Here is a 22,173-nt window from a genome sequence, read left to right on the forward strand (position 1 = left end):
AACTTTGGGGCGGTCTCGTCCCGTAAAGGCAGTGGGAACTGAATGCGCGCCAGTAATGGCGCGTGGTTTCCGCACAACGCCATCTTAAGGAAGATCTTTCACTATGTTATCGGCGCGCGTCGCGGCGGCCCTGACACGCTGTTATATCGCACAGATCGTCCTCGGTTTTATTGGCGCGGCTATTGCCGGCGCGCTCTGGGTAGCGCACCGCGTTCACTACGATCTGCCCTGCTCCGCCAACGGCGGGTGCGAGGTCGTGGCCGAAAGCGCGTGGGCGCATATGACCATCGGCCCGTTCCACGACATTCCCATCGCCCTGCTCGGCCTGCTGGCCTATATCGCGATCTTGACGTTCGCGATGATGAAGATCGGCTCGGACACGGCGCCCACAAAGATACTGCTGGGCAGGCTCGGGCTGCTGATCATTCTCGGAGGAGCGGGATACTCGTGGTATCTGCAATATGTCTCCCATGTGAAGATCGGCGCCTTCTGTCCGTATTGTTTCTCATCGGCATGCGTCATGCTGCTGCTGCTGATCTCCGCCATTATTGAAAATTCGCTGCTGCGCCGGCAAGGCGGCGCTCACTCTCCGTCTCCGGAGGGGGAAGCAGGTTAAATGCCCAACGTGAACAAAAAAACTATTCTTTTCGGCTCGTGGATCGTGCTGCTCGCCGGTCTCTCCTTCGCTGTCAGCCGCATGAGTTCGACGGTGGCTCCGCCGGACCAGAAGCCCCCGCCGCCGCCGAAGCTCGACGTAGCCGCACTCGCCAAGCGCTGGCCGGAGATCATGCAGCACACCGCGGGCCCTGCGCGCGGTCCCGCGAGTCCCGCGTACACCATGGTGGAGTTTGGCGACTTCCAGTGCCCGCAATGCGGCAAGATGCGTCCGACGATCGAAAAGACGCTGGCGGACAGCAAGGGACAGGCGAACCTGTACTTTGTCCATCGGCCCTTCCCGCAGATGCATCAATACGCCCTGCCCGCCGCGCAGGCGTCGGAAGCGGCCGCCAAGGATGGGAAGTTCTGGCCGATGTACGATGTGCTGTACTCGCACCAGGATGACCTGGAGCCGGGCTACTACGACGACTACGCCAAGGAAGCGGGGCTGGACGGCAAGAAGGTTCTGAACGCCGTGCAGCAGCACGTCTACTCCGCGCAGGTCGCCGCCGACTCCAAGTTCTGCGACGATATCGGGATCCAGATGACGCCGACGGTTTTCATTCGCGATAACAAGACAGGCAAGATCAGCATCGCGTCTGGAGCCGTCGATATCAACAAAATGTTCGCGGGCGCCCCGTGGAAATCGGTCGCCGGTCCCACCTCGGTTACCGCGAGCGCTCCCGCCGCGCCGCCGGCGAAGTCATAAACCCTTGGGTCCTCCGCATAGGATGGGAGGCGAATTCATGCCGAAGTTCAATAAAAAGGCCGCCCTCTTTGGCGGCTGGGTCGTGCTGCTCGCCGCTCTCGCTTATGCCGTCAGCCATATGAGCGATACGGAGATTGTTAAGCAGCAGCATCCGCCGGCGTTGCCGGCGGTGGATAGCGCGACGGTCGCCAGAAGGTGGCCCGAGATTATGCGGCATGTGGCCGCTCCCGCGCGGGGACCCGCCAACCCGGCTTACACGATGGTGGAGTTTGGCGATTTTCAGTGCCCATGGTGCGGCAAGATGAGGCCGTCGATTGAGAAGACGCTGGCGGACAGCAAGGGACAGATGAATCTGTACTTCGTCCACCGGCCCTTCCCGCAATCGCACAAGTACGCGCTGCCCGCCGCGCAGGCGTCGGAAGCCGCCGCCAAGGATGGGAAGTTCTGGCCGATGTACGATGTGCTCTTTTCGCATCAGGACGATCTGGAGCCGGGGTATTACGAGAACTATGCCCGGGAAGCGGGACTGGACGGAAAAAAAGTTTTAGACGCCGTGAATCGCGGCGTGTATCAAGCGCAGGTGGACGCGGACTCGAAGTTTTGCGACGATCTTGGCATTGAATCGACGCCCACGGTTGTCATTCGCGATAACAAGACGGGCGCGATCAATGTGGCGCCTGGACCGGCCGATATTCAGGCGCTATTCGCCAATTTACCCTGGAAGACGGCCCGCGCCGCGCTTGCCGTGAGCCGCCCGGGGGCGGCGTCGGCAAAGTCATGACCATTCCCGAAAGGAACGCGCCTATGTCGGCTGTGGATACGGAATTGGAGACGCTGATCCGCGCTCGTTACCCGATCATCTATGTGGTGTCGTGGGAGGAAAAGCGCGTCGAGGACGCGCTGCGCGCGATCTGTCAGTCCCGCAATAAGAAAATGCTTCAATGGACGGTGACGCAGGGGATCGTGCAGAACTCCTCGAACCGTGACGACGCCACGCGCGATCCGCTGGCCGCGCTGGACCATGTCATGGAGTCGCGCGATCAGGCTGTTTATGTCTTCAAGGATCTGCACCCGTTTTTGAACGACACGGCGTTGGTGCGGCGTCTGCGCGATCTGACCTATGCCCTCAAGACGTCGTACAAGACGATCGTGATGGTTTCTCCCGTGCTGCGCCTGCCGCCGGAGCTGGAAAAAGAGATCACCGTCGTCGATTACGCGCTGCCGACTCTCAAGGACCTGGACGAGCTTCTGGAAGGGATCATCCAGTCGGTCAAGTCGAACCCGCAGATCACCACGGAGATGGCGGAGGACGAGCGCGAGCAAGTGCTTCAGGCGGCCCTGGGCCTGACAGGGAACGAGGCGGAGAATGTCTTCGCGAAGTCTCTGGTGGAGAAGCACAAGTTCGATGTCCATGTGATCCTTTCCGAAAAGGAGCAGATCATCCGTAAGTCCGCCATTCTGGAGTACTATCCGGCGACGGACGCCTTCGCGGATGTCGGCGGCCTGGATCTGCTCAAGGATTGGATGGGCAAGCGAACCGTCGCGTTCAGTGAAAAGGCCCGCGATTTCGGTCTGCCCGCTCCCAAGGGCATTTTGATGCTGGGCGTGCAGGGCGGCGGAAAATCGCTCTCCGCCCGCGCGATCGCCTCCCTCTGGAATCTGCCGCTGCTGCGCCTGGATGTGGGCAAGATCTTCGGCGGCATCGTGGGGCAAAGCGAAGAGAATATCCGCAAGGCCATTCGTATCGCCGAAAGCACCGCGCCGAACGTCGTGTGGATCGATGAGATGGAAAAAGGCTTCTCCGGGACACAGTCCTCGGGCATCAGCGACGGCGGCACGACCGCCCGCGTCTTCAGCACCTTCCTGACCTGGCTCGCCGACAAGACCGCCCCGTGTTTCGTCGTCGCCACCGCCAACGATGTCTCGGCGCTGCCTCCCGAACTGCTGCGCAAGGGGCGATTCGATGAGATCTTCTTTATCGATCTTCCGGGCGAAAGCGAGCGCGTGGAGATCTTCGCGATCCACATCAAGAAGCGCAAGCGCGATCCGGCGAACTTCGATCTGAACCGTCTCGCCGAGGCGTCGCATGGCTACTCCGGCGCCGAGATCGAGCAATCGGTCGTCGCGGCCCTCTTCGACGCCTTTGACCTGGGCCGGGATCTGACCACCGACGATATCCTCAAAGTCGTGCGCGAGTCGATCCCGCTGTCGCAGACCATGAAGGAAAAGATCGACATCTTGCGCGAATGGTCGGAAAGCCGCGCGCGCCCCGCCTCGTCCGTCAATAACGCAAAGATCCTCCGGACCATGGAGATCATGGACGACGACTCGTTCGAGTTCGGCGATATCCTGGTGGACAACAGCGATGGACCATTGGCTCACGACCTTTCTGAATAACCTGAACGGCGAGCGCGGCCTCTCTCCGCACACGCTGACCGCGTACGACAATGACCTGCGCCAGTTTATCGACTTCCTGGCCGCGCGTCGTATCGCCGATCCACGCCTTATCCAAACCGAGGACGCCGCCGCCTTTATCGCGATCCATCGCAAAGGCGGCGTCGCCCCCGCCACCATTAAGCGCCGCCTCAGCGCGCTGCGCATGTTCGCCCAGTTCCTCGTGCGCGAAGAAGCCCGCGCCGACGATTTTACGCTCACCCTCGATCCCGGCAAATCCCGCTCCGCGCGTCTTCCCAAAACGCTCTCCGTGCGCGAAATGGAGCGCCTGCTCGTCGCGCCCGAGGAAACAACGCCCGAAGGCCGGCGCGACGGCGCGATGCTGGAGCTGATGTACGGCAGCGGCCTGCGCGTCTCCGAACTCGTCGCCCTCAAAACCGACGCGCTCGACCTGCGCGCCGAACTCGTCCGCCCCCTGGGCAAGGGCAACAAAGAGCGCCAAATCCCATTGACGCCCCAGGCGCGCCTCCGCATCGAATCCTATCTCAAAGACGCGCGTCCCAAACTGATGGGCTCGAAAGCGCCGTCGCCGTTTCTCTTCGTCACCGACCAGGGAACATGCATGACGCGCGAACATTTCTACACGCGCATTCAAGAACACGGCCGCGCCGCCGGAATTTTGCAGCCGGTCACGCCCCACATGCTGCGCCACTCCTTCGCCACGCACCTCCTCGCCGGCGGCGCCGATGTCCGCGCCATTCAGGAGATGATGGGCCACGCGAGCGTCGAGACGACCCAGCGATATACGAAAGTCGATGTCGCGCGCTTGAGGCAAGTGTACGACAAGGCGCACCCGCGGGCGTAGGAGAGGACGGCCCTCACCCGGCCCTCCGGGCCACCCTCTCCCAATTCTAGGAGAGGGTTAAGAGTTGGATCAAAGATCCAAAAAACTCAAAAACTCTGACTCCCCTTCTCCCAAAATTGGGAGAAGGGGCTGGGGGATGAGGGCCTTCCGCCTCTTGTCGAAAACACGAATGCGTTGGGGGAATAGGGTCTAACGCTTTTCCAAGGAGACAGGAATTCATGAACCGAGTCATCCTCATCGTCCTCGACGGCTGCGGAGTCGGCGCGATGCCGGACGCCGCGCGGTATGGGGCGGACGATCCCCAGAGCGCCACGCTGCCCCATGTCGCCGAAGCCATGGGCAAGCTCACGTTGCCGACGCTGGAGGCGCTGGGCCTGGGCAATATCGCGACGATTGCGGGCGTTGCTCCTCTGGAAACGGCGCGCGGCGCGTGGGGGAAGGCGGCTGTTCTGTCGAAGGGCAAGGACAGCGTGACGGGCCATTGGGAGATGATGGGCGTGGTGACCAAGACGCCCGCGCCCACCTATCCTCTGGGCTTTCCTCCCGATGTCATCGCGGCGTTTGAGGCGGCGATCGGACGGCGTACGATAGGCAATGTCGCCGCGTCCGGCACGGAAATCTTGACGCGTTTGGGCGCGGAGCATGTTCGCACGGGATATCCGATCGTCTACACCTCTGCCGACAGCGTCTTTCAGATCGCTGCGCATGAAGAAGTGATTCCGATCGACGCGCTTTACGAGATGTGCCTGACCGCGCGGCGAATGCTGACCGGTCCGCACGGCGTCCAGCGCGTCATCGCCCGGCCGTTTGTCGGCGACGCGCAGCGCGGCTGGACGCGCACCGAGCGCCGCCGGGATTACCCGCTCGCCCCGCCGGATCATAATCTATTGCGCGCTCTGCAAACGCAAGGCGTCGCGGCGCACGCCATTGGCGTCGTCGCTGACTTATTTCCCGCCAGCCTCTTCGCCCGCCGTGAGCGAACCCAATCCAATCCCGCCCACCTGAAGGCGATCCTGCGCGCCATCCAAGAGGGCGAGGAGCCGTTCGTCTTCGCCAACTGTGAAGACTTCGACATGCTCTACGGCCATCGGAACGACCCCGCTGGCTTCGCCCGCGCCCTCGCCGAGTTCGACGCCGCCCTCATCGGAATATGGAGCGCGCTCAAACCCGGCGACTTATGCCTCCTGACCGCCGATCACGGCAACGACCCGACCACGCCCTCCACGGACCACTCGCGCGAGTATGTTCCGCTATTGATCTTCGGAGCGAATGTGAGAGGAGGAATGGACCTGGGGACGCGCGCGACGCTGGGCGATGTGGCGCACACGGTGGCGGAGTGGCTGGGGGTGACGTGGGATGGGGTGGGGAGTGGGGCTTTTGCTCTGTAGCTTGTGAGAGGGGGAGAGGCCCTCACCCCCCGGCCCCCTCTCCCAAAATTGGGAGAGGGGGAGGCTGAGGAATTCTTTATTTGGATCTTTGATCCAAATCTTACTCCTAACCCTCTCCTAGAATTGGGAGAGGGTGGCCCGGAGGGCCGGGTGAGGGCCTCTTCCGCCTACACAAACGCCAGATGCGGGAACGCGCCCGACAGCACTGCGCTGGATTTGCATCCCAGCCAGTTGTCCAGAAGCGTGGCGTAGACGCTGCGGAAGTCGGTGTGGAAGCGGACATCGCCGTCGTCGAGGTCGCCCAGGTTCGGCGCTTCGCCGTAGAGGCCGCCTTTGACGCCCGCGCCGGCGAGGAACATGACGCTGCCGGCGCCGTGGTCCGTGCCGGCGGAGCCGTTTTCCTTGGCGCGGCGGCCGAATTCGGAGAAGGTCATCACGATCACGTCGTTCGCGCGGCCTTGCAGGGCGAGGTCGTCGAAGAAGGCGCTCAAACCGTCGGCGAGCTGGCCGAGAAGCTGGCCGTGCTGGTAGGGCTGATTGGCGTGCGTATCGAAGCCGCCGATGCTGTGATAGTAAACGCGTGTGCCCAGCCCGCCCGAGATCAGTTTGGCGATCGTTTGCAGGCCCTCGGCGAAGCCGTTGTAGCGTGGGTACTTGGCGGCGTCGCCGGCTTTCGTATCGTAGTGATCGAGCGCCTGCTGCAATTGGAGGGAGCTGGAGTACGCTTCGCTGCCGACATTGCGGATGAACTCGGCGTTGCCGCCCGCGACCGTACCTTCGGCGTAGAGCGCCTTGAGCGCGGAAAGCTGGGCGTCGCGGTCGCCGGCGTCCACGCGGAAACCGTAATCGCGGCCATTGCCGACCGCCGAGACCGGCGCGTGCTCGGAGAACAGCGTCAGCGGCAGGGAAGAACCGAGGGTGACGCCGGACAGCGGGTTAGACTTCAAGTGGCCGTCGTCGTCAAAGTAGCGCGCGAGCCAGCCGACGCGGTCTTTGATGTCGAGATCGGGATTGCCAAGCTGCCAGATGTCCATGGACTGGAAGTGGCTGCGGTTGGGATTGGGGTAGCCGACGCTGTTGACGACCGCCAGATGTCCCTTCTCATAGAGATTTCCGAACGCTTTGAGGCGCGGGTGCAGCCCCAGGTTGCCGTCGATCTTCACCACATCGCTTGCCTTGATCCCAATATTCGGACGCAGCTTCGCATAGTTCGGATCGGTGTAGGGGATGACGGTGTTCAGCCCGTCGTTGCCGCCGGACATCTCGATCACCACCAGGATCTTGCCGGCCGGGATCGCGGGAACGCCCGGGATCGCCGCGCCCATGGGGTCGGCGGCGGCCGCCTGCATCAAAAAATGCGGCATCGCGAGACCCAGCGATACAAAGGCCAGGCCGTTATGGATAAATTCGCGTCGCGTCGTCGCCATCGTGCTGTTCTCCTGCGGTTGCTGTGGAGGCCCTCACCCCCCGGCCCCCTCTCCCAATTTTGGGAGAGGGGGAGTCAGAGTTTAAGTCTTAAGATCTTTTGGATCTTTGATCCAACTCTTAACCCTCTCCTAGAATTGGGAGAGGGTGGCCCGGAGGGCCGGGTGAGGGCCGTTCTCTCCTACGCCAACTGATACTCCGGCGCGCTCAAAATCAGCCGCACCAGTCCCGATGATTTGTTCTCGAAGCGCGCCTCGCCGGGTTTCCAGCCGTTGGATGCGTAGGCGGTCAGGGCGGCGCGGGTTTGGACGGAGGGCTGGCGGCCGGGCATGAATGTTGTCCAAAGGGCGTTTACGGCGGCTTCGGGAGTGTTGACGGGCATGCCGGCGCGGGCGATGGCGCCGTGCAGCTTGTCCGAAAACTCGCCGCGATTGCCCATCTCGCGCACGACTTGATTGATGAAGTTCACGCGCTCCATCAGGGTCATGGTGTTCATCCAGGATTGACCCTCGGTCCAGCCCTTCACATTGGGCGGATTGAAGAGGTCTTGCCCCATTGAGCGCAGCGTGCCGGGCAGGTAGTTCAGGGCGCTCATGGGGACATCGAGCGTGCGGACGGTCGTCATCACCATCTCGACCGGGCTCTTGATCTTGGAGTACATCGCCGCCGGGGCGTAGAAGGCGCCGGATGTCAGCATCGCGCCGACCACGGCGCGCACATCGTAACCGGAGTTGAAGTAGACGCGCTCGAACGGCGCAGTGTCCGCCGGAGTGGGCGTATCGCTGATGAAAAACTTAAAAAGTTTCGTGCAGAGAAAGTGGGCCGTGGAGGGATGGCGCGCGACAATATCGATAATGTCGTCGCCGTTGAAGTTGCCTGTCTGGCCCAGGAATGTTTTCGGGCCATCGTCGTGCTGGCCGGCGTCGAAGGAGAATGTGGACGAGTCGCGGTCGAAGCGCCAGCCGGTGAAGGCGCGCGCGGCTTCCTTCACGTCCTGCTCCGTGTATCCGCCATGGACGCCCATCGTGAACAGCTCCAGCAGCTCGCGCCCGTAGTTCTCGTTCGGTCGGCCCTTGCGGTTATCGGCGCCGTCAAGCCAGACCAGCATCGCGGGGTCGCGCGAGACGGCCTTGAGCATTGTCCGGAAATTACCCAGGGCATTGGCCCGGAACGTCTCGTTCTGGCCCCACATCCAAGCGGGGTTATCGACTTTGTAATTCGCCGTCGCGAAGTGGTTGTGCCAGAAGAGCGTCATCTTCTCTTCCAGCGGCCGCTGCGTGTGCGCGATACGGTACAGCCACCACATCTTCACGCTGTCCATGTTGTGGAAATCGACGAAGTCGCCGTCGATATCCTTGAGCACGGAGCCAAGATGATCCGGAGCGCGCTCGGGATGCAGCAGCGCGTCCGTCGTCCCCGCGACGCCCAAACGCGCGTAGGCGTCCCATTCCTCCGGCCGCGCCCCAAAGCCCGCGCGCCGCAGCAAATGTCCCAGCTTGGCCGATTCGATCTGTGATAAGGCCATGACCAGCAACCTCCGGTCTTAATTGACGTGTCTGTTCGGTAATATGTTCTACAGCGTCCGAAAACGCTTGATTGTTCCATTATAAGGCATAAGTCGCAAACAGGCAATAACTAATGATTGCAGGCGTAAGCTCGCGAAGAAACGCGGATGTAAAATCCACGTCTGGGAAGCGAAACGCTAACTGTCCGTGCCGGACGGACAATTAGCCGAAGGCTTCCCAGGCGTGGATTTTACATTCGCGTTCCTCTTGCCTTGTGAACTGCGCCTTGGACTGAACCTGCGCCCTGGGAGAGAGACTTGACAATCGCGCTCCGTCACGTCTATAATTTGTTAAATTCACTAGTAAGGCTAGTGATAAAATAGTGAAATGTGCAGCCGACTAGCAAACTGGAGGCCGCCGCGTATACGCGGCGGCTTTTTTGATTGTTATAAGAACTGAGAAAGGCGTGAGAAGATGAGTGAAGTGGGGCGAGTGAATGGACAGCGCAGTCCGTCGTCGGAGCCGATCCGGGCAGACGATCCGATCAAGTTCGATACCGATGTGCTGGTGCTGGGCGGCGGGCCGGCGGGCGCCTGGGCGGCGTACGGAGCGGCGAGCCGCGGGGCGCGCGTGACGCTGGTGGACAAGGGATATCTGGGAAGCAGCGGGGCGACGGCGCCGGGCGGCAATAACGTGCTTTATGTCGAGCCGGATCAGAAGCTGCGTGATGAAGCCGTTGCGTCGCGCATGGCGCAGGGCGGGTATCTGTCCGAGGCGCGCTGGATCCATCGGATTCTGGACAATGTCTACGAGCAGCTAAAGTTGGTCGAACAGTGGGGATATCCGTTTCCCAAAGATGAGTATGGGAACTCCCAGCGCAGTCACTTGCAGGGGCCGGAGTATATGAAGCTGATGCGTAACGTCGTCAAAAAGGCGGGCGTGCGCATTCTGGATCAATCGCCGGCGCTGGAGCTGCTGGTAGACTCGCACGGAGTCGGCGGCGCGCGCGGCGTGTCGAGGCTGGAAGGGCTCCCATGGGAGATCCGGGCCAGTGCGGTCGTGATCGCGACCGGCGGATGCGCGTTTCTCGCCGGCGGTCTGGGCTGCAATGTGCTGACGGGCGAGGGACTGTTGATGGCCGCCGAGCTTGGCGCGGAGCTGTCCGGAATGGAGTTTGCGCGTCATTATGCGCCGAGCGCCGGCGGCGGAACGGTGACGCGCGGGCGGACGCTGGGCTGGGGGACATTCAGCCGCGAAGATGGAACGGTGGTGGACCGACGGGGTGATCCCGACGCCTTAGCGCGCGCCCTGCTGGACGGGCCGGTCTACGCCGTGCTGGACAAGGCCGACACGCCGGAGAAGCGCCGGATCCTGCGCGGCGCCCACGCGATCTTCTTCCTGCCGCTGGACCGGGCGGGCTTCGATCCATTCACGCAGCGCTTCCCGGTGACTTTGCGCTATGAAGGCACCGTGCGCGGCGTCGGCGGGATTCGCATTACCGGCGACGACTGCTCGACGACGATCCCCGGCCTTTACGCGGCCGGCGACGCCGCCTCGCGCCAGCTGGTCACGGGCGCAAGCTCGGGAGGAGGCGCCTTTAACGCCGCCTGGGCGCTGTCTTCGGGCGGCTGGTCCGGCGAAGCGGCCGCGCAGTATGCGCTGTCGCTGGGGCGTAAGCCTCACGAGCGCACGCTTCAGGCGGCCGGACGCGCCGGTGTCCAGAGCGCCTCGACGGGATCGGCGAGCATTGAAACGGCGGCCGTGATCAAAGCCGTGCAAAGCGAGGTTTTCCCCTTGGAAATCAACTATTTCCGGAGTGTCCCGGTCCTCGAACAATCGCTCCGCCGGCTCAATGCGCTGTGGCCGGCGGTGAACGGCGCCCCGGGAACGAGCGCCGATGAACTGCTGCGTTCGCGCGAGGCGGCGGCGATGGTTCAGACGGCGCGCTGGTCGCACACCGCCGCGCTCGCCCGAACGGAGACGCGGGGGATGCATACGTTTGCGGAGTATCCTGACACCGATCCCCGCCAGCAGCGCCGCCTGACCACGGCCGGCGTCGAAACGATCCGCGTGCGCCCGGAAGGTCTCGCGCCGGCGTCCGCGCACCCCGAACCGCATCCGATCTCCTGGCGAAAGGCGGTGGCCGCATGATCGAGTTAGTAAGCGTTTCACGCTGTATCGAATGCAATCTCTGCGTGAAAGTCTGCCCCACGCATGTCTTCGACGAAGTCGAGGGCGCCGCGCCGGTGATCGCCCGGCAAAGCGACTGCCAGACCTGCTTCATCTGCGAAGCCTACTGCCCCGTCGACGCGCTTTACGTCGCGCCCTTCGCCGACCGGTCTGTCCCGGTCAGCGAGGACGATCTCGAAGAATCCGGAGCGCTTGGCGGCTGGCGGGCCACCATCGGCTGGGGCCCCGGCCGCACGCCCATCGCGAAGACCGACTCCACGCCTCTGCTGGAGAGCATCAGTCCGAGGCGGAGAGGATAAATTGGGATCCTCACCCGGCCCTTCGGGGCACCCTCTCCCAAAGGTCTGGGCGAGGGTTAGGAATAAGATGAGGATCAAAGATCCTCAAAACAAAAACTCTGACTCCCCCTCTCCCAGAATTGGGAGAGGGGGCTGGGGGGTGAGGGCCCTCCTTATCTCAATAACATGGTAAAATAAAGACGATATCGGCCGGCTGGCGAGTCTTTGTGACTTGCGTTCTGGGCGCGATGGGGCAAGCAGGACACCATTGAGCAGAACCAGCGCACAAATTCAGTCGGAGATCGTCGATCGATTTGGTTTCTTTCCTCCCTTTTTCGAACCCGCCTTGCCGTCTCCCGCCGTACTGGAAAACCTCTGGTCGCAGACCGTCTCAGCGTATCTTGAGAACCCCTTTCCCGCGCTTTTTAAGGAAAAACTAAACGCTTATCTGTCGCGTTTCTGTGCTGTTCCCTATTGCATGGTTTGCCATTCGTCCACACTGCGGCCACTGGGCATGTCGCCGGGCGAGGTGCTGGCGCTGCTTGAGTCTCCCGCGCCTGTGGACTCCGATTTCGATTCCGAGCTGGAGCGGCTGGCGCAATGGCCGGCGCTGGATGGCGGATTCCCGGATGCGGGCTCCCCGATGGAGGAAAGCCTGTTCTCCTGCGCGACGGCGGTGTTCCTGGAGGCCGGCCGGGCGCAGCGCTGCCAATCGGAGATGCTGCGCGTCCTGGGAGCGGACAATTACAACCATTTGACGGCCTATCTGGCGTATATCAAGACGTGCCATCTCTGGATGTCCATGCACCCCGAAGTCCTGTATGAAGCCGATCTGCGCGCTAAGGAGAATTTGGGACCGATGCTGGCGCAGGAGCCCGCGCTGGCGGAGTTCTTTCGCGACTACCGGACTCGCGTGTCTTCGGAACGCGATCATCATGCGATGCAGGAGGTGCTTGTCGCGGAGCGGACTCGGGCGGACCGGGCGATCCGTGAGAGCGAGGAGAAGCTGCGGCTGCTCGTCGAAGGCGCCAAAGATTACGCGATGATCATGCTGGATGTCGAAGGCCGGATCGCGAGCTGGAACGCGGGCGCTGAGCGTATCTTGGGATACAATGACGAGGAAGTTTTAGGCCAGTCGATCGCGGAGATTTTCACGGAGGAAGATCGGGCCGTCGGCGTTCCCGAGCGCGAGATAGCGAAGGCGCTGGAGGCCGGGAAAGCCAACGATGAGCGCTGGCACCTGCGCAAAAACGGCTCGCGATTTTGGGCGGACGGTGTGATGGAATCGCTCTGGGACGAGGACGGATCGCTGCGTGGTTATGCGAAGATCCTGCGTGACGCCACCGACCGAAAGCGCCTGGAAGAGGCCGCCGACGCCGTGCATATGCGCGAACATCGAATCGCGGCCACGCTCCAGCAGTCGCTTCTGATGTCCGTTCCCGAGAACGCGTTTGAAGGGATCGACGTCAAAACGTTCTATGAGCCGGCGTCTGCGGAAGCGCTGGTCGGCGGCGACTTCTACGATGTCTTTGCGCTGGGCAGGGGCGAAATCGCCCTGGTCGTCGGCGATGTCATCGGGAAGGGCCTGCGCGCGGCGGCGCATACGGCCGAGATCAAATACGCCCTGCGCGCGTTTCTGCGGGAATATCCGCAGCCGGCCATCGCTTTGGACCGACTGAATAACTACCTCTGCGAGTCCCATCGACTGGAGCGTCCCGACGACATGGATATGCTCGTCGTGCTTTCCCTGGTCGTGCTGGACACTGCGACCGGCGCGGCCAGCTTCAGCGTCGCCGGGACCGAGCCTCCGCTCATTATCCGCGCGGACGGAACCACCGAGCAGGTCGAAACCAACGGCGTCCCCCTCGGGATTCGCCTCAAGGAAAGCTTCTCGGCCACCGGTGGGCAACTGCGTCCAGGCGACGTCCTCCTCATGGCGACGGACGGAGTCACGGAAGCGCGCAATGGCCGCGATTTCCTCGAATACGAAGGTATGGTCGCGCTCGCGACCGAAGCGCTGCCGTTGGAAAAGCTGTCGCTGATCGGCGGCGCCATCGTCGACGGCGCCCGCGCCTTCGCCGGCGGCAAGTTCCAGGACGACGTCTGCCTCCTCCTCGCTCGCTACCACGGCGCGACGCCCACACAATAAATTTCCCCTGAACAGCGACAAAGGCGTCGTCACGCCTTCGGAAATATATCGACACTACTTGACACTGTCGTATTTCTCGCGTATAATAGGCGCATGGAGAACACCGAATGGACGCTGTCGGAACTCGCGGCGGAGACGGGGCTGACGCCGCGTACGATCCGTTACTACATCAGCCGCGGCTTGATGGACGGGCCGCGCGGGGCGGGGCGCGCGGCGACGTATGATGCTCGGCATCGGGAGCGGCTGCGCGAAATTCAGCAGCTCCAGAGCGAAGGACGGATGCTGGCGGAGCTGGCGCAGGGCGCGGGCGGCGGCGCTCCCGCGCCGGAGGCGTGGTGGCGGTATCCCATCGCGGACGGCGTGGTGATGGAAGTTCGGGCCGATCTTGCGCCATGGCGCTTAAAACATATCCATCGGGTGATCTCGGAAGCGGCGAATGCGCTCAAACAGGAGGACAGGAACGATGCAGAGCACGGGATTTGAGTTACGATACGCGGATCGCGACGAGCCGGTCACGCTCGCCATGCAGAGGCTGTGGCTTACGGGGCAGATACTGCCCGTCGGCGCCCGCCTCTTCGTGCGGCACGATTTCCGCCACGACGAGGATCAGAATTTAGAAGTCATCTACAGCTTCATGCTGCCGCGCGACGCCGCGCTGCGCAAATTTGAAGTGGTGGGCGACGGCTTCGAGGCCCATTCCGAGCTGCGCCGCGTGGAGGAGGCCGTTCGCGAATACGAAGAGGGATTGGAGGCCGGCCATCTGGCGACGCTGGCGCGCAGCTATCGTGACGGCGTGGTCAATCTCTCGCTCGGCAACCTGCGCAAAGGGCAGGATGTCCGCGTGACTCTGGAGATCATGGCCGGCGTCGAGCTGACTGATGAGGGCCTGCGCTTTCGCTTTCCGTTCACCATCGCGCCGGGCTACCATGCGCAGGCTCGGATGATCGATACGGGGGAGGGCGGCGAAATCGAACTCCCGTCTTCGGAGTTTGGTGATGTGATCCTGCCGACCTTCCAGCGGAGCGCCGCGGGGCTGCACGATGTCGGCTTCGATCTGGGGCTGAGGCTTGGCGGGGAAGTGGCGGAAATCTCCTCACCATCGCACGCCGTCCGGATGCGGAAGGAGAACGGCGCCTGGCGCGTTTCGCTCAGTCCCGCCGGCGACCTGCCGAACCGCGACCTCGTGCTGGATGTGCGCCTGGAGCAGGCGGGCGCGCAGGTGCTGTCCGGCGAGAAACGGTTCGCGCTCGCCGTCCCGTCCAGCCTGTTCGGCAAGAGCGAAAATGGCCCGCGCAAGATCGCCTTTGTGGTGGATCGCTCCGGCTCGATGCAGGGCGTCCCCATGACACAGGCCAAGCGCGCCGTCGAAGCCTGCCTCGCCGCCCTGGCGCCCGAGGATAAGTTCGCGCTGGTCGCCTTCGACGATCGTGTCGAGACATCCAACGATCGCCTGGTCGCGCCTACGGCTTCGGAGCGCGCGAAAGCGGCGAAATTTCTTAGCCATGTCCATGCGCGCGGCGGCACGGAGCTGGCGGCGGGCTTCGCGGCGGGCGCGAAGATCGTGGGCGAAGGCGGCTTTGTCCTGGTGGTGACCGATGGGCAGGTGATGGGAACCGAGGAGATCCTGGCGCAGGCGCGTAAGCAGAACGTCCGAATCTTCTGCCTCGGCATCGGCTCGGCCAGTCAGGATCGATTTCTCGCGCTGCTGGCGGAGGCCACGGGCGGCGTGAGCCGATTTGTGACGCCCAAGGAGCGTGTGGATATCGCCGCCGTCGATCTCTTTGCGTCGATTGCCCCGCCGGTCGCCGCCGGCGTGGAGCTGACCGGCGCCGATTTCGCCGTTCTGCCCCCAGTGACGGTGCATGCCGGCGTTCCCTGGGTCGCCTTTGGCGAGCGGGACGCTCCCGGCGAAGTCGTCGCCTCGTGGCCCGGCGGGCGCATCGCGTTCGATATTCCGGCGCCCGACCCGGCGGTTGCCGACGCCGTCCGGCTGCTTGAAGGTTCGCGCCGCATCACCGATCTGGAAAGCCGAATGACGCCCGGCGCCGAAAAATCTCTGACCGATCAGCTTGTTGCTTTGAGCGAAGAGTACGGCCTGGCGAGCCGCGCCTGCTCGCTGGTGGCCGTCATCAAGCAAGAAGGCGACCAGGCCGGCGCGCTGCCGGCGACGCGTGTCATCCCTGTCGGGATGCCCGACGACACCGAGTTCGATAGCTACTTCGGCGCCCCCGTGATGGCGGGAGGACCTGTCATGATGTCCGCGCCGGCGGCCCCAGGAATTGTGCGTCGGCGTTTGGCCGATCTGAGTGGAGAGACCAACGCGAAGATGACCCGATCGACTCTGCCCAAGACGTCTCGTCCCTCGCTCATGCGCAAGGCGATGGACTTCGTGGAAGGAATCACCGCGCCACCGGCTTCGAAGTCGGCTCCCATCAAGGAATTGGTCATGGAAGCGGATTCCGCGTCCATGTACGGCGATGAAGATCGGCTGCTCGCCCTCGCATCGTCCCTGGAGACGGACGGCGGCGTGCCTGGAAGTACACCGGACGACCGAGCGCTCAAGACAATCGCCGCGCTGATCCAGTTCCACGCGGCGGGCCACACGCCGACACAGGGCGTGTTCCGGGCGCATGTCAAACGAATGGCGGCCTTCCTGGAGGCGCTGACGGGACTGCCGGGCGATCGCAGTCAAATTGTCGCTTGGGTGATTGACGCGCTGCGCGGGGATGGCGGGAAGCTCGCGGCTGCCCCGGACGGCGCGGTGACATGGGAGGAGTTGGAGCGGTTGGCGGACGGGTAATTCAAGATGCCCCCCGGCCCCAGTGGGGACCGGGGGCATCCTATTTACTCGTCGCCTTCCTCCGGCGTCGGCGCTTTTGGCGTCGGGACGCGTCGGGGCGGCAGGCCGGGGAGGACGGTGGCCATGTCCATCGGGGCGGCGGGAGTTCCATCGGCGCCTTCGGCGGGTTTGGCGGCGCGCTCGGCTTCGCGGCGGGCGCGGGCGGCGGCGCGGCGGCGCTGCCAGCGGCTCCGCGGGGCGGCGGGTGCGTCCTCGTCCGTGGGCGCGGTCATGTCCTCATCGTCGCCTTCCCCTTCCGGCAGGGCTTCAATGTCGTCCAGGCCGGGGATCGACCGGGTGGCGGCGCTTGGCGGGGGAGTTTGCCTCGGGGCGTTCTCCTGCTTGGGCCGCGCGTTTTCCTGAGCCCGGGGCTTTGTGGGCTCGGGCTTGAACTGCGGCGTGGCGCCGGGCGCCGGCGCTTCGGCGCCGAGCAGCTCCTCTTCGTTGGCGGTGCTCTGCGGGTCGCGCGGCGGCTGCTGCGGAGCGATGATCTCCAGGCCGCTGATCGCCGCGATCTCGTCCGCCGATCCCCAGAGGAACAGACGCGTCGTTCGGGCGCGGATGAAGGCGCGGAACGAGCGGCCATCCACCAGGCAGATACGGTTCTCCATCACGTCCCACACCGTGGCGCGGCGCGGCAGCTGGATCGTCCGCTGGCCGGTGTACTGCGTGTGGACGTTCAGCACGCCGTCATCGGAGGCGAACACTACATCGTCCTGCGTATCGTAGAGCGGCACGCCGGCGTAGGCGAAGAGGCCGCGCAGAAGCTCGACCGTCAGATGCGGATCGCCGAAGAAGACCGACTTCCAGCCGCTTTGATGCTCGCGCACGGCGAGTGACGGAGCGCCGGTCACGCCATACTCGGCGAGCACGGTAGCCTGTGGATCGCTGACGGCGAAGGACGGGTTGAGGACATCCTCCTGGCCGATGCGCTTGCCGCTGCGCAGACGCTCCGTGATCGGGTGGCGCTGCTCGGAGATCTGGCTGCCGACGCGGGAGTTCCAAGGCTGCTGGCGCAGGGACATTCCGACAACATCGCCGACTTCCAGAGTCGCCGGGCCGTTCTCATCGTACACGCCGGGGGCGTAGAGCCAGGCGAGGGTTTTGCCGGCGCGCTGAAGGTTCGTGCGGATCGCTTCGCGCTCAGCCGTTGTAATGCGGAAGGCGTTCAGGAAGAGATACAGCGTCGCGTCCGGGAAGTTATCCTTGGTGATGTCGCTCTGAAGATAGAAGCCGACCGAGGCGCCTGAGCGCAGGAGCAGCTCGCGCGTCTTGCCGATCAGGTGCATGCCCAGACCGTTCGGATCGTTCTTCAGGTAGGCCAGCGAGGCTTCGTCGATGATCGCGGCGACATCGGGCGCGGGCGTCTCGCTCTTGCGGGTCTTCCCCCACTGATGCGCGAGCTTGCCCAGGCCGCCGAGTTCTTCCCAGATCTCAGCGTTGTTGAGCCATCCCTGACCCCACAGGTCCATCCAGGTGACGCCGGCCCCGTGGGCGAGGGCGCCGCCGAACTGGCGCTGATGCGCGGCGCGCGTATCGGCGCCGCCGTTGATCTTTGGATTATAGGAATCCTCGGTGTCGTTTTCGGCCAGGAACGTCTTGGTGTCGTCCTCGACGATCCACAGCTTGCCGTGCAGCGCGACCGAGTCGATCGGCGCGCCGAAGGCCGCCGCGTTGCCCGCGCCGCGCCCCGTGTAGGAGTTGGGGCCGGCGACGATATCGACATCCGGCGACGCCAGCACCTGCGTCAGGGCAAGGTGTCCCGAGTCGTTTCGGTGCGCGAACTCCAGCGTGTAGCCGTAGGATGTTCCCACGAGAAGCTGGCCGCCCGAGAGCGTTTTGATCGCGGCGGCGAGGCCGGTGATCGCCTGCGCGGCGATCTCGGAGGAGTACTGGCAGTAATCGACCCAGCGCGTTTCGCGGCGCGTGCCGTAGAACGCGGTTTCCGTCTTCTTGGTGACGGCGGTTTGGCCGTCCCAGCGCGGAATGGCCGCCGTCTCGAAGGTGACGGAGCCATCGTACCAGGCGGCGCGCAGCAAGTAGGGGAGCTGATACTTCGCGTGCAGCCAGTCGCGGAAGACCGTGACGTTCGGTTCGGAGACGTCGTGGCCGGCGGCGGGATCGTTGAACCACTCGCCCCGATCCAGATGGAAGCCGATGATGCGGTCGCCGCCCTTGGTGGCCGGGTCGGAGAAGTGGGCGATCAGCGATTCGATGGCGTCGACGCAGTCCGACCAGAATTCCCTGGACGCCAGCGAGACATCGCCCTCGGAGCCATCGGCGTACTGCGCCATTTGGTCGGGATGGGTGCGGACCCAGTAGTTGGTCGGCACGAACTGAAGGCGCGGCATGATGTGCGCGTGCGGATCGGCGGCCAGGATCTGCTGGACGAGCGAATCGATGCGGCCGAACGAGCGCTCGCCGTAGGCGTTGCGCAGCGGGAGGTACATCACGGCCGAGTAGAGATGCACGCCGTGAGTCGCCGCGTGGCGGATCTGCGCGTCCACCACTTCGCCGTCCTCCGCCGTTTCGGCGTTGACGAAGAAGAAGTAGGGCGCATGCTCGGCGCCGTTGATCACGATGCTGGCCGGGCTGCACGGCGCGGAGCGATGAATCGCGGTGTGGACGCGCGGCAGGGGGGCGCCGGCGGGAAGCGCGGCGACCGGCGGAACGAGCGGCGGCGGGATGTAGGTGGGCGGAGCGGCGGCGAGCGCCAGGAACTGGACTTCCTCTTCCTCCGGCTCGGCGGCCTCTTCCTCGGCGAGCGGTTCGCCGCCGACGAGAAGCTCGGTGGATTCCGTGATCTCGACGGCCTCGTCGCCATTACGGCGGCGTCGTCCGCCGCGTCGGCGGCGCGACTTCTTGCCGCCTTCGTCGGTCTCTTCGCTTTCCGTTTCCGATGCATCGGCGGGAGCGGCCTTTGCTTCCGTGGCGGCCGGCGTTTCGGCGAGCGGGTTCTTGGTGCGGCGGCTGCGGCGGCGGCGTACGGGGAGCGGCAGTCCATCCGGTCCGAGCAGGACTTCCTCTTCGGGCTCTTCGACGATGGCGGCGGCTTCGACGGTTTCCGGCGCGATCGATGTCACTTCTTCCGCGATCGGGGCGGTCGCGAGCTCGCCGGGGCTGCGGCGGCGGGAGTTCTTGCGTCGCGCGGGCTGCGGCAGATCCTCGGCAGCCGCTTTAGCCGCCGCCTTCGCGGCGGCGCGGTTTTCGGCCCGGGTTTTCTGCTGGCTGGTCGCGGGGGCGGGCGCGGCGTCGGCGGCGGGCGCTTCCGCCGTCTCCGCCGCTGCCTGGCGCGAGCCTCGCCGCCTTGAGCGGTTGCGGCGGTTGCGGCGCGATGCGCCGCCTTCCGACGCCGTTTCGCCGGCGACGACTTCCGCCTCGCCCTCGGCGTCGCCATAGATCTCTTCAGTCGCGGCTTCGTCGCCGGTCGTGTCGATGACATCCGCGATCACGGCCTCATCGCCGGCCAGCCCTTCGGGACCTTCGATCACCGCGATGGCGTCGGTCTCCGGAGCGACGGCCGCTGTCGTTTCCGATTCGGCGGCTTCGGCGTCCACGACAATCGCCGCTTCCGTGACTTCCACGGGAGCGGCTACGGTCTTGGCGGCGGGAGTGCGTCGGCGGCGCGGGGCGCGCGCGGGCGCTTCCGTCACCTCCGCCGGCGCGGCCTCCACGGGAGCGACAGCGGCGCCGTCGGCGACCGTCTGCGCTTCGGAGGCGTTGAAAAGAGACTCCGTTGTATCGGAAGCCGGGATTTCCGCTTCGGCGGCCGGCTCGGCTTTGCGTCGTGGGGCGCGCCGGCGAATCGGCTTCGCGGGCGCTTCCGCCGCGCCTTCAGCGGCGGGCTGGGTGTCGTTATCAGGGCTTGCGGCCGTCTGTCCGGCAGCCGTTTCGTCGATCGAAGCGGCGTCCGGCGCGGCGACGCGTCGTATCCTGGCCATAGTAAATTATTCTCCGTACTGGTAAATTGGTGAAACTTGGGCGGCGGCCACCGGGATCCCCGGTAAAAACGGCCTCGCCTCGTGAAATCTTAGCGTCGCTGCCGACGCTGCGCTCATTATACTGGATGGGGAGGGATTGTGTCAAAGTTCGGTGGACGCGCCGAGCGTCCGAAGCCCCGAAAAGTATTGATATTATTTCCCAAAACACCCGTGCAACTTTTCACGAAGTCATGGGTCAGACTATTCGACAGGCAGGCGAGGAGGCCCGGGCCAATGAATGGCAATGAGTTAGCGCAGTGGTATTACTTGATTTATTTGATCCCGGGAGGAACGGCGCTGTTCCTTCTGATGGCGTCCTCGGCCGGCGGCGGCCGGCATCACAAGGGCGGAGGCGCCCGGCATCATAGCGGCGGCGGTCCTCGGGCGTCGCACAGCGGCGCGCGCCATGGCGGCGGGCCGAAGCATCAGGGCGCGAAGGCGTCGGCGAAGGGCGGCGCGAAAGTCGTGAACTCCCAGCCGACGATCGGCGAGCAGGTCCTGGGCTTCTTCGGGGTCGGGCGCGTGCCGGGGCCATTCGTTTGGGGCAGCCTGCTGCTGGGATGGGGACTGTTCGGATTTTGGGGGACACAGTATTTCGAGGAGAAGCTGCATAACCCCGCGCTGTTCGCCCTCCCCGCGCTGGCGGTCGCCTGCACGGGAGCGCTTGTCACCGCGAAGATCACCGGGGAAGCCGGCGCGCGTTTGATGCCGCAAACCGAGAGTTTTGCGACCGACACCATCGACCTCTGCGGCCAGATCGGAACGGCGGCGTTCCCCGTGGACGAAACCCGAGGCCGCGTGCATGTCTACGACGCGCACGGCACAATGCACGACTGCACCGCGCGCATCGCGCCGGGACATTCGCCGCTAGCGCGCGGCAGCCGCGTGCTGGTGGTGGATTATGATGAGAAGAAGGGGCAATTGGTGGTGGAGGAAGCGCCGTAGAGATGGCCCTCACCCCCCTCCACCCGCAAGCGGGTACCCGGCTCTCCCAAAATTGGGAGAGGGGGAGTCAGAGTTTTTAAGTTCTTTGGATCTTTGATCCAACTCTTAACCCTCTCCTAGAATTGGGAGAGGGTGGCCCGGAGGGCCGGGTGAGGGCCGATCTACACAATGAACGCAACAATCCTGCTGAACTGGTACTACCTGATCTTCTTACTGCCGGCGGGCGTCGCCGTCGTCCTTTTGCTCCTCTCCACGGTGATGAGCGTTGGCGATGGCGGCGCGGACGCGGAGACCGACGCCGATGTGGACGCGGATGTTGAGGCTGACGCGGACGGTGAGAGCGAGTCTGAGGGCGGTGGTCTGGGCGGCGCGCTGGGATGGATTGGCGTTGGGCATGCGCCGCTGACATTGGTGATGGGATCGCTGCTGCTGGGATGGGGATTTACGGGGTTTTGGGCAGTGCGTCTGCTGTCGATGAAGATCGAATCGCCGGGGGCGTTTATCGGGCCGGCGGTGTTGATCGCGGCGGTTTTCGCTGTGCTGATTGCGCGCGCCGTGGCGAAGATTTCGGCGTATATCGTACCGAAGATTCAAACTGCGGCGGTATCGCGCGAGTCGCTTGTGGGGCAGGAAGCGAGCGTTGTCTATCCGGTGAGTGTGAACGGAGGACGCGCCTTTTATTACGACAGTAATGCAGTGCTGCATGATGTCACTTGCCGGGTGCGCCCCGGCGAGCCGGAAATCGGCAAAGGGCGCAAAGTAATTTTGGGAGCATATGATGAGGCGACCGGACGCTTTTATGCGGAGCCGTCGCCATTTGACCAGGGATAAGTGACTTTCACGTTGAGG

The 22,173-nt window shown here is 64.1% G+C and carries 16 protein-coding genes; 13 read left to right on the forward strand and 3 right to left on the reverse strand.

What is annotated here, in order from left to right:
* Positions 1-103 precede the first annotated feature (103 nt).
* The 6 genes from D5261_RS15955 to D5261_RS15980 all read left to right on the forward strand — a co-directional run bounded on the left by D5261_RS15955 (position 104) and on the right by D5261_RS15980 (position 6,013).
* Entirely contained in the window at positions 104-616 is a 513-nt protein-coding gene (locus D5261_RS15955; RefSeq protein WP_119320333.1) for a vitamin K epoxide reductase family protein, read from the forward strand.
* Complete coding sequence (locus D5261_RS15960) at positions 617-1,366, forward strand: DsbA family protein (RefSeq protein ID WP_119320332.1); 750 nt, start codon at positions 617-619, stop codon at positions 1,364-1,366.
* A gap of 37 nt (positions 1,367-1,403) precedes the next feature.
* Entirely contained in the window at positions 1,404-2,147 is a 744-nt protein-coding gene (locus D5261_RS15965) for a DsbA family protein (protein WP_165864023.1), read from the forward strand.
* 23 nt (positions 2,148-2,170) lie between these two features.
* Positions 2,171-3,763 (forward strand): AAA family ATPase, encoded by a 1,593-nt coding sequence (locus D5261_RS15970; RefSeq protein ID WP_119320780.1) that lies wholly within the window; start codon positions 2,171-2,173, stop codon positions 3,761-3,763.
* On the forward strand, positions 3,732-4,625 hold the full coding sequence (locus D5261_RS15975) for a tyrosine recombinase (protein WP_119320330.1): 894 nt from the start codon (positions 3,732-3,734) through the stop codon (positions 4,623-4,625). Before D5261_RS15970 ends, D5261_RS15975 begins: the two co-directional genes overlap by 32 nt.
* Before the next feature lie 218 nt (positions 4,626-4,843).
* Positions 4,844-6,013: a phosphopentomutase gene (locus D5261_RS15980; protein WP_119320329.1), complete on the forward strand. Its 1,170-nt coding sequence runs from the start codon at positions 4,844-4,846 to the stop codon at positions 6,011-6,013.
* Between the two features lie 167 nt (positions 6,014-6,180).
* Here the strand turns inward: D5261_RS15980 and D5261_RS15985 are convergent, their stop codons facing one another.
* Together D5261_RS15985 and D5261_RS15990 are read right to left on the reverse strand one after the other, a co-directional pair.
* Positions 6,181-7,440, reverse strand: coding sequence for a DUF1501 domain-containing protein (locus D5261_RS15985; RefSeq protein WP_119320328.1), 1,260 nt, complete (start codon positions 7,438-7,440; stop codon positions 6,181-6,183).
* Positions 7,441-7,619: 179 nt separating this feature from the next.
* The gene (locus D5261_RS15990; protein WP_119320327.1) at positions 7,620-8,963 is read right to left on the reverse strand and encodes a DUF1800 domain-containing protein; all 1,344 of its coding nucleotides are present in this window, start codon (positions 8,961-8,963) and stop codon (positions 7,620-7,622) included.
* A 454-nt stretch (positions 8,964-9,417) separates the two neighbouring features.
* Between D5261_RS15990 and D5261_RS15995 the strand changes: the two genes are divergently transcribed.
* The 5 genes from D5261_RS15995 to D5261_RS16015 all read left to right on the forward strand — a co-directional run bounded on the left by D5261_RS15995 (position 9,418) and on the right by D5261_RS16015 (position 16,360).
* The gene (locus D5261_RS15995) at positions 9,418-11,094 is read left to right on the forward strand and encodes an FAD-dependent oxidoreductase (protein ID WP_119320326.1); all 1,677 of its coding nucleotides are present in this window, start codon (positions 9,418-9,420) and stop codon (positions 11,092-11,094) included.
* Entirely contained in the window at positions 11,091-11,432 is a 342-nt protein-coding gene (locus tag D5261_RS16000; protein ID WP_119320325.1) for a 4Fe-4S dicluster domain-containing protein, read from the forward strand. The genes D5261_RS15995 and D5261_RS16000 overlap by 4 nt, the downstream gene beginning before the upstream one ends.
* Before the next feature lie 247 nt (positions 11,433-11,679).
* Positions 11,680-13,560 (forward strand): PP2C family protein-serine/threonine phosphatase, encoded by a 1,881-nt coding sequence (locus D5261_RS16005; RefSeq protein ID WP_119320324.1) that lies wholly within the window; start codon positions 11,680-11,682, stop codon positions 13,558-13,560.
* 93 nt (positions 13,561-13,653) lie between these two features.
* Entirely contained in the window at positions 13,654-14,043 is a 390-nt protein-coding gene (locus D5261_RS16010) for a helix-turn-helix domain-containing protein (protein ID WP_119320323.1), read from the forward strand.
* Positions 14,024-16,360 carry a VIT and vWA domain-containing protein gene (locus D5261_RS16015; RefSeq protein ID WP_165864022.1) on the forward strand — a complete coding sequence of 779 codons (2,337 nt, stop codon included), beginning with the start codon at positions 14,024-14,026 and terminating at the stop codon, positions 16,358-16,360. The genes D5261_RS16010 and D5261_RS16015 overlap by 20 nt, the downstream gene beginning before the upstream one ends.
* Before the next feature lie 44 nt (positions 16,361-16,404).
* Here the strand turns inward: D5261_RS16015 and D5261_RS16020 are convergent, their stop codons facing one another.
* Complete coding sequence (locus D5261_RS16020; protein ID WP_119320321.1) at positions 16,405-20,340, reverse strand: hypothetical protein; 3,936 nt, start codon at positions 20,338-20,340, stop codon at positions 16,405-16,407.
* Positions 20,341-20,613: 273 nt separating this feature from the next.
* Here D5261_RS16020 and D5261_RS16025 point away from each other — a divergent pair, with 273 nt between their 5' ends.
* The gene (locus D5261_RS16025; RefSeq protein WP_119320320.1) at positions 20,614-21,324 is read left to right on the forward strand and encodes an OB-fold-containig protein; all 711 of its coding nucleotides are present in this window, start codon (positions 20,614-20,616) and stop codon (positions 21,322-21,324) included.
* A 168-nt stretch (positions 21,325-21,492) separates the two neighbouring features.
* The gene (locus tag D5261_RS16030) at positions 21,493-22,155 is read left to right on the forward strand and encodes an OB-fold-containig protein (RefSeq protein WP_119320319.1); all 663 of its coding nucleotides are present in this window, start codon (positions 21,493-21,495) and stop codon (positions 22,153-22,155) included.
* The last annotated feature ends 18 nt before the right edge of the window (positions 22,156-22,173 follow it).

Source organism: Capsulimonas corticalis, from assembly GCF_003574315.2.
GTDB lineage: Bacteria > Armatimonadota > Armatimonadia > Armatimonadales > Capsulimonadaceae > Capsulimonas > Capsulimonas corticalis.